Source organism: Nonomuraea helvata, assembly GCF_039535785.1.
Lineage (GTDB): Bacteria > Actinomycetota > Actinomycetes > Streptosporangiales > Streptosporangiaceae > Nonomuraea > Nonomuraea helvata.
On record NZ_BAAAXV010000005.1, the window covers coordinates 1,403,265 to 1,418,079 of the forward strand.

Consider the following 14,815-nt stretch of genomic DNA (forward strand, 5'->3'; position numbering starts at 1 on the left):
CATACCCCGCCTTGGCCGCGCGGCTGTAAGACTTCGCATATGTGGCAGCGGGGGTTGAACTGGGCGGCGATCGCACTGGTCGGGATCTTCGGCCTCATGTGGATCGGCGTCGTCGTCTACGCCGACCAAGGGTCATCCCTGCCGATCCGGATCGTACAAGTGGTCTTCGGGCTCGTGCTCTTCGGCTGGGCCGGGTACAAGGCGTTCTCGATGGTCAGCAGGACCTACGACGAAGAAGGCTGGAACCGGTAGCCCATCCCGGGCTCGGTCAGCAGGTGGACGGGATGGGATGGATCCCGTTCGAGCTTGCGCCGGAGCTGGGCCATGTACTGGCGTAGGTAGTGGGTCTCCTTCTCATAGACATCGCCCCACACCTCCCGCAGGAGCTGACGCTGGCTGATCAGTTTCCCGGGGTTACGCAGCAGGATCTCCAGGAAGTGCCATTCCGTGGGCGTCAGCCGTACGCCACCTGAGATCGTCTTGTTGGAGAGGTCGATCAGGTGATCGCCCAGCCGCACCGTGGCGGCCTCCTCCTCCGGCTGACCCGTGCGGCGGGTCACCGCGCGGACGCGTGCGAGCAGCTCGTCGATGCTGAACGGCTTCGTCACGTAGTCGTCGGCGCCCGCATCGAGCGCGTCCACCTTGTCGGTGCTGTCGGAGCGCCCCGAGAGAACGATGATCGGGACCGCGGTCCAGCCGCGCAGCCCCTGGATGACCTCCACGCCGTCGAGGTCAGGCAGGCCGAGGTCGAGGATGACCAGGTCGGGGTGCCACTCGGCGGCCTGGCGCAGCGCCGTGCCGCCGTCGGGCGCGACCGCCACCTCGTACTGCCTGGCGGCCAGGTTGACGCGCAGAGCACGCAGGATCTGCGGCTCGTCGTCCACCACCAGCACGCGGGTCATGCGTGTCTCCGCAGCGAGACGGCCATGGTCAGTCCCCCTCCGGGCGTGTCCTCCAGCACGAGCGTGCCGCCCATCGCCTCGGTGAGGCCCCGCGAGAGCGCCAGGCCGAGCCCCACGCCCGTGTGGCTGTCGCGGTCGCCGAGCCGCTGGAACGGCATGAACACCCTTTCATGCGCCTCGGGCGGAATGCCGGGACCCCGGTCGATGACGCGGATCTCCACGTTCTCGCCGTGCCAGCTCGCGGTGACGAGGACGGGCTCGTCGTCGGGGCTGTAGCGGACCGCGTTCGCCATCAGGTTGACGAGCACCCGCTCCAGCAGAGCGGGGTCCGCCGTGATCTCGGGCACCATGGGCGGCAGGTCGCTCCGGATCCGCTCACGCGAGGGGCCGAGGTCGTCGATGGCGCGCGGCAGGACGTCCTCGATCGCCACGGGCTCCAGATGGACGCCGAGCACGCCGGCCTGGAGGCGGCTCATGTCGAGGAGGTTCGAGACGAGCCGGTCCAGCTTGATCAGTGACTCGTCGGCGGTGGCGAGCAGCTCCGCCCGATCCTCGTCCGACCACATGACGTCGGTGCCGCGCAGGCTCTCGACCGCGGCCTTGGCCGAAGCGAGCGGGGTGCGCAGGTCGTGGCTGACAGCGGCGAGCAGGGCGGTGCGCATCCTGTCGGCCTCGGCCAGCGGCTCGGCCTGCTCCGCCGCCTCCCGCAGCCGCTGCTCGCGCAGCGCGACCGCCGCCTGCGCCGCGAACGCCTCCAGCACCCGGCGGTCGCTCGCGTCCAGCAGCCGGCCGTGGGCGGCGAGCACAAGCCCGTCGTCGATCACGACATCGGTGTCGGCCGTCCCAGGGCTCGTGCACGGCACGCCACCCGAGGTCGCGACGATCTTCCAGCCGTCCGAGCGTTCGAGCAGGGTCACCGAGGTCAGCCCGAACGTCTCCCGCATCCGGGCCAGCAGCGACGGCAGCGCCGCCTCGCCCCGCAGCACGTGCCCCGCCAGCGTGGACAGCACCTCGGCGTCGGCCTGTGAACGCGCCGCCTCCCTGCTGCGCCTGGCCGCCAGGTCGACGACCGCGCTGACCATGGCCGCCACCAGTACGAAGATGACCAGCGCGAGCACGTTCTCGGGCTGGGAGATCGTCAGCGTGTGCAGCGGCGGCGTGAAGAACCAGTTGAGCAGCCCGAACCCGAGCACCGCCGCCGTGAGGGCCGGCCACATGCCGCCCACCAGGGCGACCCCCACGACGAGCAGCAGGAACAGCAGGATCTCGCTGGGCAGCGACAGCCTCAGGGGCAGGAGCGCGGCGGTGAGCAGGGGCATCCCGAGCAGCGCCAGCCCCCAGCCGGACAGCCGGCGCCCCCGGGTGAGCGCGGCCCCCGACTGCGCCGGCTCACGCGCCTTCCTGGTCCCCTCGTGCGTGACCATGTGAACGTCGATCGGGCCCGACAGCGCCGTCGTCGTCACGCCCACGCCCCGCGAAAGGATCTGGGCGAAGCGCCCTCGCCTCGAGGCTCCCAGCACGAGCTGGGTGGCGTTCACGCCACGGGCGAACTCGAGCAGCGCGCGCGGGATGTCCTCCCCCACCACCTGGTGGTAGGAGCCGCCGAGGTCCTCGACGAGGGTGCGCTGGCGGATCAGGCTCGCGGGGTCGCCGCCGAAGGCGAGCCCGTCGGCCCGGGTGACGTGCACGGCCAGCAGGTCCGCGCCCTTGCTCCTGGCGGCGATGCGGGCCGCCCGCCGGACGAGCGTGTCGCCCTCCGGGCCTCCGGTGAGCGCGACCACCACCCGCTCCCGGGCCTCCCAGGTGCCCGCTATGCCGTGGCTCGCTCGGTAGTGGTCGAGTTCTTCGTCCACTTTGTCGGCCACCCAGATCAGTGCGAGCTCTCGCAAGGCGGTCAGGTTGCCGACGCGGAAGTAGTTGGCCAGCGCGGCGTCGACCCGTTCGGGCCGATAGACGTTCCCATGGGCCATCCTGCGCCGCAGCGCCTCCGGCGCCATGTCGACGAGCTGGATCTGGCCCGCGCGCCGCACCACCTCATCCGGTACGGTCTCCCGCTGCGGCACGCCGGTGATCTGCTCGACCACGTCGTTCAGCGATTCGAAGTGCTGGATGTTGACGGTCGAGACCACGTCGATCCCCGCGTCGAGGATCTGGTCGATGTCCTGCCAGCGCTTGACGTTGCGGGAGCCGGGAACGTTCGTGTGGGCGAGCTCGTCGATCAGCGCCACGGCGGGAGCGCGGGCGATGACGGCATCGACGTCCAGCTCGGTGAATGTCGCGCCCCGATGGGTCATCGTCCGTCTCGGCATGATCTCCAGCCCTTCGAGGAGGCGGGCGATCTTGGCGCGGCCGTGGGTCTCGACGAAGCCCACGACCACGTCCTTGCCGCGTTCGCGAGCGCGGTGCGCCTCGCTCAGCATGGCGTACGTCTTGCCCACTCCGGGCGCCGCCCCCAGGTAGACGCGGAGCATCCCGCGGGACGTGGCTCCCATTCCTCCAGGTTACGGCTGATACGGCGGCGCGACCCCCCAGCCCCAGTGCGGCACGGGAGCCTCGAGCGGAGGCTCGGCGTCCGGCTGGGAGTTGTGCCTGGCCAACCTGGTGCCCCACTCGATGTAACTCGCGAACGCCGCCCTGAACTCGGGGTCGTCCGGCAGGCCCGCCTCGTCGGCCGCGTCCATGAGCAGGCTCACCCACCTGCGGCGCTGCGGCTCGGTGATGGCCTTGCCGAGGTGGTGGCGGAGCATGTTCGGATAACCGCCGCGCTCCTTGGTGTAGCGGTCCGGCCCGCCGAACACCTCGCTGAGCCACATGGCCACGTGTTTCGGATGGTCCGGGTCCATGTGGGCGAAGAGCGGGCCGATCACGTCGTCCTTGACGACAGTCCGGTAGAAAACCTCGGTCAGCCGCTCGAACGCCTCGCTGCCGCCCGCCCACTCATACAGCGTGGGCACTGGTTTGTCAGTCATGTAATGATGTAATCATCGACGCGGCAAGCCGGGCAAGATCCAGAAACGACGAAGTCCCGGCTACCGGATGATCCGGTGGCCGGGACTTCGACGATCAGTAGCGGGGACAGGATTTGAACCTGCGACCTCTGGGTTATGAGCCCAGCGAGCTACCGAACTGCTCCACCCCGCGTCGGTGTGTCTTCAATAACTATACAGGCCCCCAAGCAGTGCTCGGTACGTCCCGTGGTTCTTGCCGGGAAACGCACAGAAGCCCGGGTTCCGTTTCCGGATCCCGGGCTTCTGGGAGTGGTAGCGGGGGCAGGATTTGAACCTGCGACCTCTGGGTTATGAGCCCAGCGAGCTACCGAACTGCTCCACCCCGCGTCGCGTTGTGTCTAAAGACTAGTGGGCGGCGCGGGGTGGGCGCAAACCGAATAGCTAGGACGTGCCTCCCGCTTGCGATCCCGTAGGCGATGGCGACGGCGCGACCGAAGTTGCGGGCGTGGCCGACGGCGAGGCGGACGGGGTGGCCGAGGGCGCCGTCGAAGGCGTCGTCGAGGGCGCCGGCTGCTGGGCCTTGGTCCCCTCCAGCGCCTTCAGCGCCTCCTCCAGCCGCTTCTGGGCCTCGCCGTAGGCGTCCCAGTTGGGCGGAGTGGCCTGCAGGGCCTTCTGCGCGTCCTCGTACGCCTTCTTGGCGTTGGAGATCGCCGTGTTGAGCGCCGAGTTGGCCTGGTTGGGGACGGTCACCTGCTGGTCGTTGGGCGGCTTCTGCTGTTGCTGGCCGCCGAAGACCTCCTGGAGCGCCACGTCCAGGGTCGGTCCGACACCGATCTTGCTGCCATAGGACACCAGGACCCGCTGCAGGATCGGGTACGGCTCCTGGCCGCCGCCCGCTGTCGTCTGGACGTACACCGGCTCGATGTAGACCAGGCCGCCCGCGTACGGCAGCGTCAGCAGGTTTCCGTAGCGCAGCGACGAGCTGCCGACGCCCATGACGTTGAGCTGGCCGGCGAGGCGGCTCTGGAAGGCGTTCTGAATCTGCCCGGGGCCCGGGATGGGTGTGTTGGACGGCATGCGCAGGATGCGCAGCCGCCCGTATCCCGAACCGCCCGACGAGTCGACCGCCATGAACGCCGACAGGTTGGCCCCGCCCTGGCGCGGCACGAACGTGGTCGTCAGCGAGAACGTCGGCGTGGCGCCTGGCCCCGGCATCGTGGTGGTCAGGTAGTAGGGCGGCTGCTTGATGTTCTTGTCGCCCTGCGTCGGGTCGCCGGGGACGTTCCAGAAGTCCTGGCCGCTGTAGAAGGCGGACGGATCGGTGATGTGATAGCGCGACAACGTGTAGCGCTGCACCTTGAACAGGTCTTCCGGGTAGCGGATGTGGTTGCGCAGGTCGGGGCTCATCTCCGAGGCCGGGCGGATGACGCCGGGGAAGGCCTTGCTCCAGGTCTTCAGCATCGGGTCGTTGGTGTCCCAACCGTAGAGCTTGACCGTGCCGTCGTAGGCGTCGACCGTGGCCTTGACGGAGTTGCGGATGTAGTTGATCTTGTCGGTCGGCTGCTGGGCGATCACGCGGCGGTCCGTGGACGTGTCGCGCGTCATGTCGCCGAAGCTCTCGCTCTGCGAGTACGGGTAGTCGTTGGACGTGGTGTAGCCGTCGATGATCCAGGTGATGCGCCCGTCGACGATCGCCGGATAGGGGTTGCCGTCGAGCGTGAGGAAGGGCGCGACCTTCTGCACCCTCTCGCGAGGGTTGCGGACGTACAGGATCTTGGAGTTGTCGTTGATGTCGCCCGACAGGAGGATGTTCGCCTCGCCGTACTTGGCGGCGTAGACGAGCCTGTTGACGAACGACCCGACCTGGACCCCGCCTCCGGTGTAGGTGGTGTTCTCCTGGCCCGTGCCGCCGGTCTTCGGGTAGTCGAGCTCCTGCGGGTTCTTCGGGTTGCCGCCCGCGATGACGTACTCGGCCGAGGCCGGGTCCTCGCCGAAGTAGACGCGCGGCTCCCGCAGCTTGGTGCTGGTCGCCAGCGGGCCGGTGACCGGCATGTCCTTGGCGTCGTACGCGGGCTGGCCACTGGTGTCGACCTGGTTGCCCGGCGCGGCGACGAAGCCGTAGCCGTGGGTGTAGACCAGGGCCCGGTTGATCCAGTTGTTCTGGCCCTCGGGCGGGCCGGTCAGCTCACGGACGCCGACGACGTGGTCGATCAGCTTGCCGGTGCTGTCGGGGTAGCGGTCGACGTCGAGCGAGTCGGCGAACTTGTAGAAGCCGCGGATGCGCTGCGTCTGCTCGTACGTCGAACCCACCAGCGCAGGGTCGAGCAGGCGGACGCCCGAGACCGAGGTGTCTCCGTCCTTCTGGACCTTGGTGGGGTCGGACTCGGCCTCGTAGGTCTCCACCTCGGTCTTGTCGACGTTGTACGCCTCCCGCGTGGCCTCGATGTTGCGCTGGATGTAGGCGGCTTCCTTGCCCTGCTGGTTGGGCTTGACCTGGAACTGCTCGACCAGCGCCGGGTAGACGCCGCCGATCAGGATGGCCGAGAGCACGAGCAGGCCGGCCGAGACGCCGGGGAGCATGCCGCCGGGGCGCACGACGCCGGCGAAGAACAGGGCGGCGCAGATCAGCGCGATGATCGCGAGGATGGTCTTGGCCGGCAGGACGGCGTTGACGTCGGTGTAGGAGGCGCCGTTGACGAAGCCGCGGTCGGAGAAGACCAGGCCGAAGCGGTCGAACCAGTAGGCGACGGCCTTGAGCAGCAGGAAGATGCCGAGCAGCACCGACAGGTGGGTGCGCGCCGCCCTTGAGGCGTGCACGCCGGGCGACTGCAGCCGGAACCCGCCGTACAGGTAGTGCGTGATCGCCGCCAGCACGATCGAAATGATCACGGCGGTGAACAGGAAGTTCAGCACCATCCGGATGAACGGGTAGTCGAACATGTAGAACGAGATGTCCAGCCCGAACAGCTTGTCCTGCTTGCCGAACGACGCCCCGTTGACGAACTCGAGCCACGTCTGCCACTGCCCGGCGAACGAGGAGCCGGAGAAGAGCGCGAGCAGGCCCATGCCGACAATGAAGATCAGCTTGCGGTGGGGGTCGAGCGCCATGCGGTAGCGGTCGGCGCCGCTGCCGCCGCCGAACATCGCCGGCCCGAACATCGGGCGCACCCGGAAGGCCAGCAGCATGTTGCCACCCGCGATGCCGACCATCAGCACCGCGCCGATCAAGAACAGCACGATCTGTGTCAGCAGCACACCGGTGAAGACCGACGTGTAGTTCGTCGCGTCGAACCACAGATAATCGGTATAAAACCCAGAAAATAGGAAAAACAACGCCACGATCGCCACAAGAGCGATCGCCACAGGCAGAAGAAGTCGGGGTCGGCGGGGCAAGCGCATCGCCCTACCGGCTCCTGGGGTCCGGAAGCTCAAGGCCAACCCCTCGTCGTGATGAAAAAACGGTCCGTGTCTGGCAACCTACACCGCAGTGCCGGCGCTACGGCTAACGCACGGCAAGGGCCGAAAGTTTCATCCGGCCTCACACGCGGGCACGTTTCCCTTGCCTGTGCGCAGCGCGTCCAGCGCCAGCACAGCGTCATGCATCGTCTCGGCCTTGACCAGCCGGAGCCCGTCGGGCACGGCTTTCATGGCCTCGGCGCAGTTGTCGGCGGGGGTGAGGAAGACGGTCGCGCCGGAGTTCTTGGCGCCCACCATCTTCTGTGCGATGCCGCCGATCGCGCCGACCTGACCCGACGGCTCGATCGTGCCGGTGCCGGCGATCCGCTTGCCGCCGGTGAGCTCGCCTGGCGTGAGCTTGTCGAAGATGCCGAGCGAGAACATCAGCCCCGCGCTCGGCCCGCCGACGTCGCCGACGTTGATGTCGACGTCGAACGGGAACTTGTACTTCGCCTGCATGAGCACGCCCACGAGGGGCTGTCCCTTGGGGCCCGCCACCGTCGGCACGGTGACGTCGAGCTTCTTGCCGCCCCTGGTGACGTTGAAGAGCACGTTCTCGCCGGGCTTGTGCGCCTTGACCGCATCGCCCACGACATCGACGTTCTTGGCCGGTTTGCCGTCGACGGCATTGATCTCGTCGTCCTTCGCGAGCTTGCCGTCGGCGGGCTTGCCCTTCTCCGTGGACACCACCGCCACGACGGTGGAGTAGGGGATCTTGAGCTCGTTGAGCGCGGCGGCGGTGGCGGAGTCCTGGGAGTTGGTCATCTCGACCGTGTTCTCCTCCTCGACCTCCTTGGGGTCGCGGTCGGGAGCGAAGATGGTCTCCTGCGGGACCACCGCGACAGTCGGGTCGATCCAGCCGCGCAACGCCGTCAGCAGGTCGATCTGGGCGGCCGGGCCGCCCTGGTAGGCCACCGTGACGAGGCTGAGCGCGCCGCCCGTGGGATAGGTCTGCCGCCCATTGATCGTGATCACGGGCTTCTTGTCGACCTCGCCGATCGTGTTCTCCGTCGGGCCGGGGCTCAGCACGACGTACGGGACCGGACTGAACGCGCCCACCACGCCGAGCGCGAGCACCAGGAAACCCGCGAACAGCAGGGTCAGGGCGCGTCGTGACATGTCGATGAGCTTATTCGCCGGCGCCGACCCATTCGGTCTCGCCGTCGGCGAACACCTGATGTTTCCAGATCGGGACCTGCGCCTTCAGGTCGTCGATCAGCCGGCGTGAGGCCTTGAACGCCTCGTCCCTGTGGGGCGCGGCCACTGCGACGACGACGGCCGCCTCGCCCAGCTCCAGGTCGCCCACGCGGTGCACGGCGGCAAGCGCCGTGACGGGGAAGTCGGCGGCGATCTTCTCGGCCACCCGCCGCAGCTCCGCCTCCGCTGAGGGGTGCGCCGAGTAGGAGAGCCTGGTCACCGGCTTTCCATGGTCCTGCTCGCGTACGGTGCCCACGAAAAGGGTGGTGCCGCCGGCGGCGTGGTCGCCCACGGCGGCCAGCACCTCGTCGACGGAGAGCGGCGTGTCACGAATGCCGAGCAACCGGATGACGTCCACGGAAAGTGAGCCTACCCAATGAGAAACCCGCTCGTACGGCTGCCGCTTACAGGCGCCGCTTCTTACGCACCTGCCGGACGATCGCGGCGGTGCCGATGACGGCGACGGTGGCGCCCGCGGCGGTGAGCGTGGCCTCCTTGACGGGCAGTCGCCGGCCGACCACGGTCGTCCTGTTCTCGCGCAGCTCGAGGAGCTGGGCGAACGCGGCCTCGTTGGTCCACGACGGCTTCCAGCCCGCCTCGCGCAGCGACGTGCAGTCGACGACCCACGGATAGACGACGTAGTGCAGGTCCGTCGCGGGCGCGGGGGTGACACCGAGCCGGTGGAGCCGCTGCGCCGTGCCGAAGGTCAACCCTGCGGGCAGTTCGAGGCTGCGGATGCCGGACAGCTCCTCGACCTGTTCGTGCCCCAGCCAGCCGTCGGAGCCGACGGCCACCACGCCGGTGACCGCGCCGCGCGCCGCCAGCTCCAGCGCCGAGATCAGGTCGTCGATGTGGCAGAACTGCCAGTGCGGGTTGCAGCCCTTGACGGTCAGGAGCCTGGGCGACTCGAAGTGACGGGTGATGACGGTGTCGACTCCTGGGCCGACCACGGCGGCCGGGCGGAGCACGGTGATCTCCAGGCCGGGGTGGGAGCGCAGCGACCTGCGTACCAGGGACTCGATCTCCAGGTAGTCGCCGACGACGCCGGTGTCGGGCTCGGCCGCCACCGGGGCGTCCTCGGGCAGCGGGACCTCGTTGTCGGGCGCGGCGCCGTACACCATCGCGCTTGTGACCAGCACCACTCTGCGCACGCGCGCCGCGGCGCTGGCCGTCAGCACCGTCTGGGCGGCCCGGAGGTTGTACGCGCGCCGCTCACCTGGGTCGGAGTCGACGGCGTAGTCACCGGCCAGATGGACCAGGACGTCGATGTCGGAGATCCGGTTCGCCAAGAGCGGATCCCGTACGTCGAGCACTCTCCACGTGGCTTCCCCAACGTCGCCGCGTTGCTCGTCGATGGCCACCACCCTGCGGAAATCCGCGGAGGATACGAGCCTCGCGAGCAACTCGCGGCCTAGGCCGGAAGCCGCTCCCGTGACGGCTACTACGGGTTGGCGCGGGCGTTTCGAGGTAGGCACCAGGTCCTCACTTTGCACTGATCCGCCGTAGGACGACTAACGTGGCGGATGTGGACTCCTCCATCCTGCACGAGGTAGAGCGGTGACTGACCTGCCAGGTCGCGAAAACGACCCTAACGAGAACCCGTTCGCCATGTTCGGCAACCCTGAGCAGATGGCTCAGGCGATGCGCCAGTTCGCCGACATGCTGTCGGCGCCGCAGGGTCCAGGCCCTGTCAACTGGGACATGGCCAAGAACATCGCCCGTCACGCCGTGGTCGCCCAGGGCGACCCCAGCGTCATGGAAGGCGAACGCCGCCAGATCGTCGAGGCGCTGAGCCTCGCCGACCTCTGGCTCAACGAGGCGACGACGCTGCCGAGCGGCGTGTCCAATCCGCAGGCCTGGAGCCGGTCCGAGTGGATCGAGAACACCGTCCCGATCTGGCGAAAGCTCTGCGAGCCGATCGCAGAGCGCATGGTCGAGACCATGGGCGGCGCTCTCGGCGGCTCCGGGCTGCCTCCGGAGGCCCAGCAGATGGCCGGGCCGCTGCTCGGCATGCTCAAGCAGATGGGCGGCATGATGGTCGGCCAGCAGATCGGGCAAGCGCTCGGCTCGCTGGCCCGTGAGGTGGTCGGCACCACCGACATCGGCCTGCCCCTGTCCGACACGGCCGCGCTGCTGCCGGGAGGCATCGCCTCCTTCAGCGAGGGCCTGGAGATCCCGTCCGACGAGATCAGGCTCTATCTGGCGCTGCGCGAGGCCGCGCACCACCGGCTGTTCCAGCACGTCCCGTGGCTGCGCTCCCACCTGCTGGGCGCGGTCGAGGAATACGCCAAGGGCATAACGGTCGACACCTCGGCGCTCGAAGAGCAGATCCGCGGTCTCGACATCAACAACCCCGAGGCGATCCAGGAGGCGCTGAGCGGGGGCAACCTGCTCAAGCCCGAGGAGACCGAGCGGCAGAAGGCCGCGCTGTCACGGCTGGAGACGATGCTCGCCCTGGTCGAAGGGTGGGTGGCCACCGTGGTCGACCGGGCGGCCGAGGGCAAGCTGCCCTCCGCCGTGGCGCTGGCCGAGACCGTACGCCGACGGCGCGCGACCGGTGGGCCCGCCGAGCTCACGTTCGGGACGCTCGTGGGCTTGGAGCTGCGGCCCCGGCGGCTGCGCGAGGCGGCGGCGCTGTGGCGCGCGCTGGAGAACGCGCGCGGGCTCGACGGGCGCGACGCGCTGTGGGGTCACCCCGATCTCATGCCGACGGCCGACGATCTCGACGACCCCGACGCCTTCGTGCTCGGCGAGACGGCCTGGGACATCTCCGAGCTGGAGAAGAAGCCGGACGACAAGGGCGACGAGAGTTGAGCCTGCATGCCGACGCGGTGGCGGTGCTGTCCGCGTGGGACGCGCCGACGCCTGAGGAAGAGGCGTTGCGGGCGGAGTTCCTGGAGCATCTGCGCTCCTACGACGACGCGATGCTGCGTGAGTGCGTACCAGGGCATCTGACGGCCACGACGGCGGTGCTGTCGCACGACGGCTCGCAGGTGCTGCTCACGCTGCATCCGAAGGCCAAGATGTGGCTGCCCATGGGTGGCCACTGTGAGGTTTCCGACATGTCGCTCGCGGAGGTTGCTCTGCGGGAGGCGTGGGAGGAGTCGGGAATTCCCGGGCTCGAGCTGCTGCCCGGGCCGCTCGCGGTGGACAAGCACGTCGTGTGGTGCCATCCACCGCACAGCTGGCATCTCGACGTCGAATACGCGGCCGTGGCCCCTCCCGGCGCCGAGGCCGTGATCAGCGAGGAGTCGCTGGACCTGCGCTGGTTCCCGGTCGACGGCATTCCTGAGCTCTCCGACGAGGCGACGCGGCGATTGGCCGCACGTGGACAGGCGAAGCTCCGGTCGGGCTCGCGCGCCCTCGGCTAGAGTCCTTTGCGTCGTTCCAATGGGGGGGGTGGCGTGGAGACTTCTGCCGTCGGCGGCACGATCGTGACGCCTGGGCGCAAACGAGTGAAGTTCCCCGGGACGGCGTTGACGTGGCTGGCGGTGACGCCGTTCGCCGCCTGGGCGGTGGCCAGGGTGGCCGGGCTGGAGCGGGGGTCGCTGCCCACGCAGATCATGACCGCCACCCCGTACGCCGCGGCGGGTTCGCTGGTCCCCCTCCTGATCGCGGCGGTCGGGCGCAAGCGCGCCGCGACCGCCGTGGCGCTGCTGGCCACGACCGCGCTCGGCTTCAGCGTGCTGCCCAGGGCGCTGGGCAGCGCCGAGACGACGGCGGGCAGGCCCTTCCGGGTCATGACGATCAACATGCTGTTCGGCAGGGCCGACGCGGTGACGATCATGAAGCTGGTACGCGAGTTCGACCCCGACGTGCTGAGCACGCAGGAGCTCACGCCCGGGGCGGTCTCCGACCTGGACGCGGCCGGCCTCGAAGAGGTGATGCCGCACCGCGTGCTGCTGCCCGAGTGGAGCGCCGGGGGCAGCGGGCTCTACTCCAGGCACCCGCTGGAGCCGCTGACGGGCGTGATGCCGCCGGTCGGGCATCAGATGCCCGCCGCGCTGATCTCCCTTCCCGGCGGGAAGCCGGTCGAGTTCATCGACGCGCATCCTTTTCCGCCGCTGGGGGACTATGTCACCGAGTGGAACGAGGCTCTCGCCGCCTTCCCGTCCGCCTCGCCGGACCGGATCCGGATCATCGCGGGCGACTTCAACGCCTCGCTCGACCACGCCGCCCTGCGCGGGCTGCTGGCCCGCGGCTACAAGGACGCGGCCGACACGGTGGGGGCCGGGCTGATACCGACGTGGCCGGCGAACAAGCGGGTGCCGCCGATCATCACGATCGACCACGTGCTGGTGGATCGGCGGGTGGGGGTGGAGGAGGTCAGCGTGCGGGACGTGCCGAGGACCGACCATCGCGCCGTGCTGGCCCAGCTCACCGTGCCCTGAACGGCCGAGCATGCTGCGCCATGAACGGCCGAGTTCGCTGTGCTCTCCTCGGCCGAGCGTGCCGTGGCCTGACCGGCCGGGCGCATCGTGCCCTGACCTACCCGCCTTTTGCCCTGACCGGCTGAGGTCACCGTGCCGCGACCAGGGCCCTCGTGTTCTCCCAGCCTTCCAGGCCGGGGTCGAGGCGTTCGACGTCTTCGTGGGTGCGCAGGCGGTGCCAGCCCGGGGTGGTGGCGACCCGACGCGGTCCGGGGGCCTGAGCGCGCAGGGTGGCCACGATGTCCGCGTCGTCGAGGTCGGGATCGGCCCAGGTGGGGGCGGGGAGCGCGCAGGCGATGGCCACCGCGCCGCCGTTCTCGGCCGGGCAGATCGTGATCTCGGCTCTGCCCAGCTCCCTGAAGAGCTTGCCGACCAGCAGGGGCGGCAGGTCGGGCGCGTCGGCGCTGATCACGGCTGCGTGGTCGGCGTTGAGGCGCTGGAGGATGATTTTTAGCGGTTCGTCGTCTTTTATCGTGATTACTTCGGTGCCGGGCCAGACGATCTCCTCCAGCTCCGGGATACTGGTGATCAGGACCGGAGTGACGAGCTCCAGCCCCGCGACCATCTCGTAGGTGTCCTCCGCCACCGCTTCGAGGAACTCACGGGGATCCACGCCCGGGGGCGCCGCCTGTGCCATGCGCTGTCGTACGAGAACCGCGGCGATGCGCGTCAACACTCCTCCGGTGCCGTATGGGCCGCGGCCGAGAATCCCTCCAGAAACCCGCGCGCGCGTTCTGCCTTGGGATACTGTTCTACCAGCGCCCAGAACTTGGCTCCGTGGCTGGGCACCAGCAGGTGCACCAGCTCATGGATGATCACGTAGTTGATGACCCATTCGGGCAGGCCCTTGAGCCTGGTCGAGATCCTGATCGTGCCGTTCTCCGGGGTGCACGAGCCCCAGCGGTGCTGCTGGTTGTCGACCCATCGCACGCTCACCGGCTCCGGCTTGCCGTCGAGGTATCTCGTCGACAGCTCCTTGGCCCGCTCGAGCAGCGCCTCGTCGGTGGGCCTTCGTCGGCTTTCCTTCGCCGCCAGCCGATCCAGCATCCGGCTCACCCACTCATCCGCGTCTTCACCACTCAGCCAGGCGGGCAGGAGCACGATCGTCTTGTCGCCGTCGCGGTAGGCGGAGACCGTACGCCGGCGACGAGAACTGCGACGAACCTCGACTGTCTCGGGGGGCACATATGCACGGTAGCCGACCCCGGCGAAATTCCACAGAGGGTGGACGTTGTTTCTGCTGGTCAGATGATTAAGAGCCGGTGAATTTGGGCATGCGCGGTTTCCCGATGCGCGGGCTGACCTGGATCGACCTGCTGGAGGCCGTGGTCAGGGGCATGTTGAGGATTCCCACATCAGTACGCCTTCCTGGCGTTGATGGTCTTGGTTGTGAGTGCTTTGGCGGGTCTTGTGGGGTTGGCACGTTCTAGGCGATCTTCGCTGCGATCACATCCGCTTCCGACATTGGGTCATTTTCTGGGAAAGAGTGATTTACCAGATCTTTATCTCTCCTCGTCCGGGCCATCGTCTGTCCACAGGCGCCCGCCCGGGGCCACGGTTGTCCACAGCCCCTGCCGAACCGGCCCGGGATCTTGCTCGGGCATGAAATCTTTCCCGCCATGAGGCCACGTGTGAAGCCCGCCCTCCGGCGCATCATCCGCGACGAGCACACCCTCCAATACGGCGCGCATCCCCTGCGGGCCGTCATGCTGAGCGGCCTGACCCCGGCCGTCCGTCGGTGGATAGAGAGGCTCGACGGCACTCGCGAGCTCGAGTCTGTCCTGGCGGAGGCGGCCACCGCGGGCCTGGACGAGATCCGCGCCCGCTCGTTGCTGGAGCAACTCGCCGCACAGGGCGTTCTCCACGACGCCGCCACCAGCCC

At 68.8% G+C, this 14,815-nt stretch carries 13 protein-coding genes and 2 tRNA genes; 4 read left to right on the forward strand and 11 right to left on the reverse strand.

What is annotated here, in order from left to right; translation table 11 throughout:
* Positions 1–39: 39 nt before the first annotated feature.
* Positions 40–252, forward strand: coding sequence for a hypothetical protein (locus ABD830_RS25920; protein WP_344992288.1), 213 nt, complete (start codon positions 40–42; stop codon positions 250–252).
* On the opposite strand, the gene ABD830_RS25925 is transcribed toward ABD830_RS25920, so the two are convergent.
* The 9 genes from ABD830_RS25925 to ABD830_RS25965 form a co-directional block, all read right to left on the reverse strand.
* Positions 225–902, reverse strand: coding sequence for a response regulator (locus ABD830_RS25925; protein WP_344992291.1), 678 nt, complete (start codon positions 900–902; stop codon positions 225–227). The two genes, ABD830_RS25920 and ABD830_RS25925, sit on opposite strands and share 28 nt — an antisense overlap.
* The gene (locus tag ABD830_RS25930) at positions 899–3,394 is read right to left on the reverse strand and encodes a sensor histidine kinase (RefSeq protein WP_344992294.1); all 2,496 of its coding nucleotides are present in this window, start codon (positions 3,392–3,394) and stop codon (positions 899–901) included. The genes ABD830_RS25925 and ABD830_RS25930 overlap by 4 nt, the downstream gene beginning before the upstream one ends.
* A gap of 9 nt (positions 3,395–3,403) precedes the next feature.
* On the reverse strand, positions 3,404–3,871 hold the full coding sequence (locus ABD830_RS25935) for a group II truncated hemoglobin (protein WP_344992297.1): 468 nt from the start codon (positions 3,869–3,871) through the stop codon (positions 3,404–3,406).
* Between the two features lie 98 nt (positions 3,872–3,969).
* Positions 3,970–4,043, reverse strand: a tRNA-Met gene (locus tag ABD830_RS25940).
* 117 nt (positions 4,044–4,160) lie between these two features.
* Positions 4,161–4,237: transfer RNA gene (locus ABD830_RS25945), tRNA-Met, on the reverse strand.
* Positions 4,238–4,291: 54 nt separating this feature from the next.
* On the reverse strand, positions 4,292–7,249 hold the full coding sequence (locus tag ABD830_RS25950; protein WP_378520700.1) for a UPF0182 family membrane protein: 2,958 nt from the start codon (positions 7,247–7,249) through the stop codon (positions 4,292–4,294).
* Between the two features lie 129 nt (positions 7,250–7,378).
* The gene (locus ABD830_RS25955) at positions 7,379–8,425 is read right to left on the reverse strand and encodes a YlbL family protein (RefSeq protein ID WP_344992303.1); all 1,047 of its coding nucleotides are present in this window, start codon (positions 8,423–8,425) and stop codon (positions 7,379–7,381) included.
* 10 nt (positions 8,426–8,435) lie between these two features.
* Positions 8,436–8,861, reverse strand: a complete 426-nt coding sequence (locus tag ABD830_RS25960) for a molybdenum cofactor biosynthesis protein MoaE (RefSeq protein WP_344992305.1) — start codon at positions 8,859–8,861, stop codon at positions 8,436–8,438.
* A 46-nt stretch (positions 8,862–8,907) separates the two neighbouring features.
* Positions 8,908–9,981, reverse strand: coding sequence for an NAD-dependent epimerase/dehydratase family protein (locus tag ABD830_RS25965; protein ID WP_344993033.1), 1,074 nt, complete (start codon positions 9,979–9,981; stop codon positions 8,908–8,910).
* A 130-nt stretch (positions 9,982–10,111) separates the two neighbouring features.
* Between ABD830_RS25965 and ABD830_RS25970 the strand changes: the two genes are divergently transcribed.
* From ABD830_RS25970 to ABD830_RS25980, 3 genes are read left to right on the forward strand one after another with little or no spacing between them, the layout of a single operon-like run.
* The gene (locus ABD830_RS25970; RefSeq protein ID WP_344993036.1) at positions 10,112–11,317 is read left to right on the forward strand and encodes a zinc-dependent metalloprotease; all 1,206 of its coding nucleotides are present in this window, start codon (positions 10,112–10,114) and stop codon (positions 11,315–11,317) included.
* The gene (locus ABD830_RS25975) at positions 11,314–11,874 is read left to right on the forward strand and encodes an NUDIX hydrolase (protein ID WP_344992308.1); all 561 of its coding nucleotides are present in this window, start codon (positions 11,314–11,316) and stop codon (positions 11,872–11,874) included. The genes ABD830_RS25970 and ABD830_RS25975 overlap by 4 nt, the downstream gene beginning before the upstream one ends.
* Positions 11,875–11,907: 33 nt before the next feature.
* Positions 11,908–12,894 carry an endonuclease/exonuclease/phosphatase family protein gene (locus tag ABD830_RS25980; protein ID WP_344992311.1) on the forward strand — a complete coding sequence of 329 codons (987 nt, stop codon included), beginning with the start codon at positions 11,908–11,910 and terminating at the stop codon, positions 12,892–12,894.
* A gap of 127 nt (positions 12,895–13,021) precedes the next feature.
* On the opposite strand, the gene ABD830_RS25985 is transcribed toward ABD830_RS25980, so the two are convergent.
* Positions 13,022–13,606: a glycosyltransferase family protein gene (locus ABD830_RS25985; RefSeq protein WP_344992314.1), complete on the reverse strand. Its 585-nt coding sequence runs from the start codon at positions 13,604–13,606 to the stop codon at positions 13,022–13,024.
* Positions 13,603–14,118: a M48 metallopeptidase family protein gene (locus ABD830_RS25990; RefSeq protein ID WP_344992317.1), complete on the reverse strand. Its 516-nt coding sequence runs from the start codon at positions 14,116–14,118 to the stop codon at positions 13,603–13,605. Before ABD830_RS25990 ends, ABD830_RS25985 begins: the two co-directional genes overlap by 4 nt.
* Positions 14,119–14,815 lie beyond the last annotated feature (697 nt).

Excerpts from the sequence above, each read along its gene's own strand:
- ABD830_RS25920 (WP_344992288.1), top strand. The coding sequence starts at position 40 with ATGTGGCAGCGGGGGTTGAACTGGGCGGCGATCGCACTGGTCGGGATC.
- ABD830_RS25925 (WP_344992291.1), bottom strand. The coding sequence starts at position 902 with ATGACCCGCGTGCTGGTGGTGGACGACGAGCCGCAGATCCTGCGTGCT.
- ABD830_RS25930 (WP_344992294.1), bottom strand. The coding sequence starts at position 3,394 with ATGGGAGCCACGTCCCGCGGGATGCTCCGCGTCTACCTGGGGGCGGCG.
- ABD830_RS25935 (WP_344992297.1), bottom strand. The coding sequence starts at position 3,871 with ATGACTGACAAACCAGTGCCCACGCTGTATGAGTGGGCGGGCGGCAGC.
- ABD830_RS25950 (WP_378520700.1), bottom strand. The coding sequence starts at position 7,249 with ATGCGCTTGCCCCGCCGACCCCGACTTCTTCTGCCTGTGGCGATCGCT.
- ABD830_RS25955 (WP_344992303.1), bottom strand. The coding sequence starts at position 8,425 with ATGTCACGACGCGCCCTGACCCTGCTGTTCGCGGGTTTCCTGGTGCTC.
- ABD830_RS25970 (WP_344993036.1), top strand. The coding sequence starts at position 10,112 with ATGTTCGGCAACCCTGAGCAGATGGCTCAGGCGATGCGCCAGTTCGCC.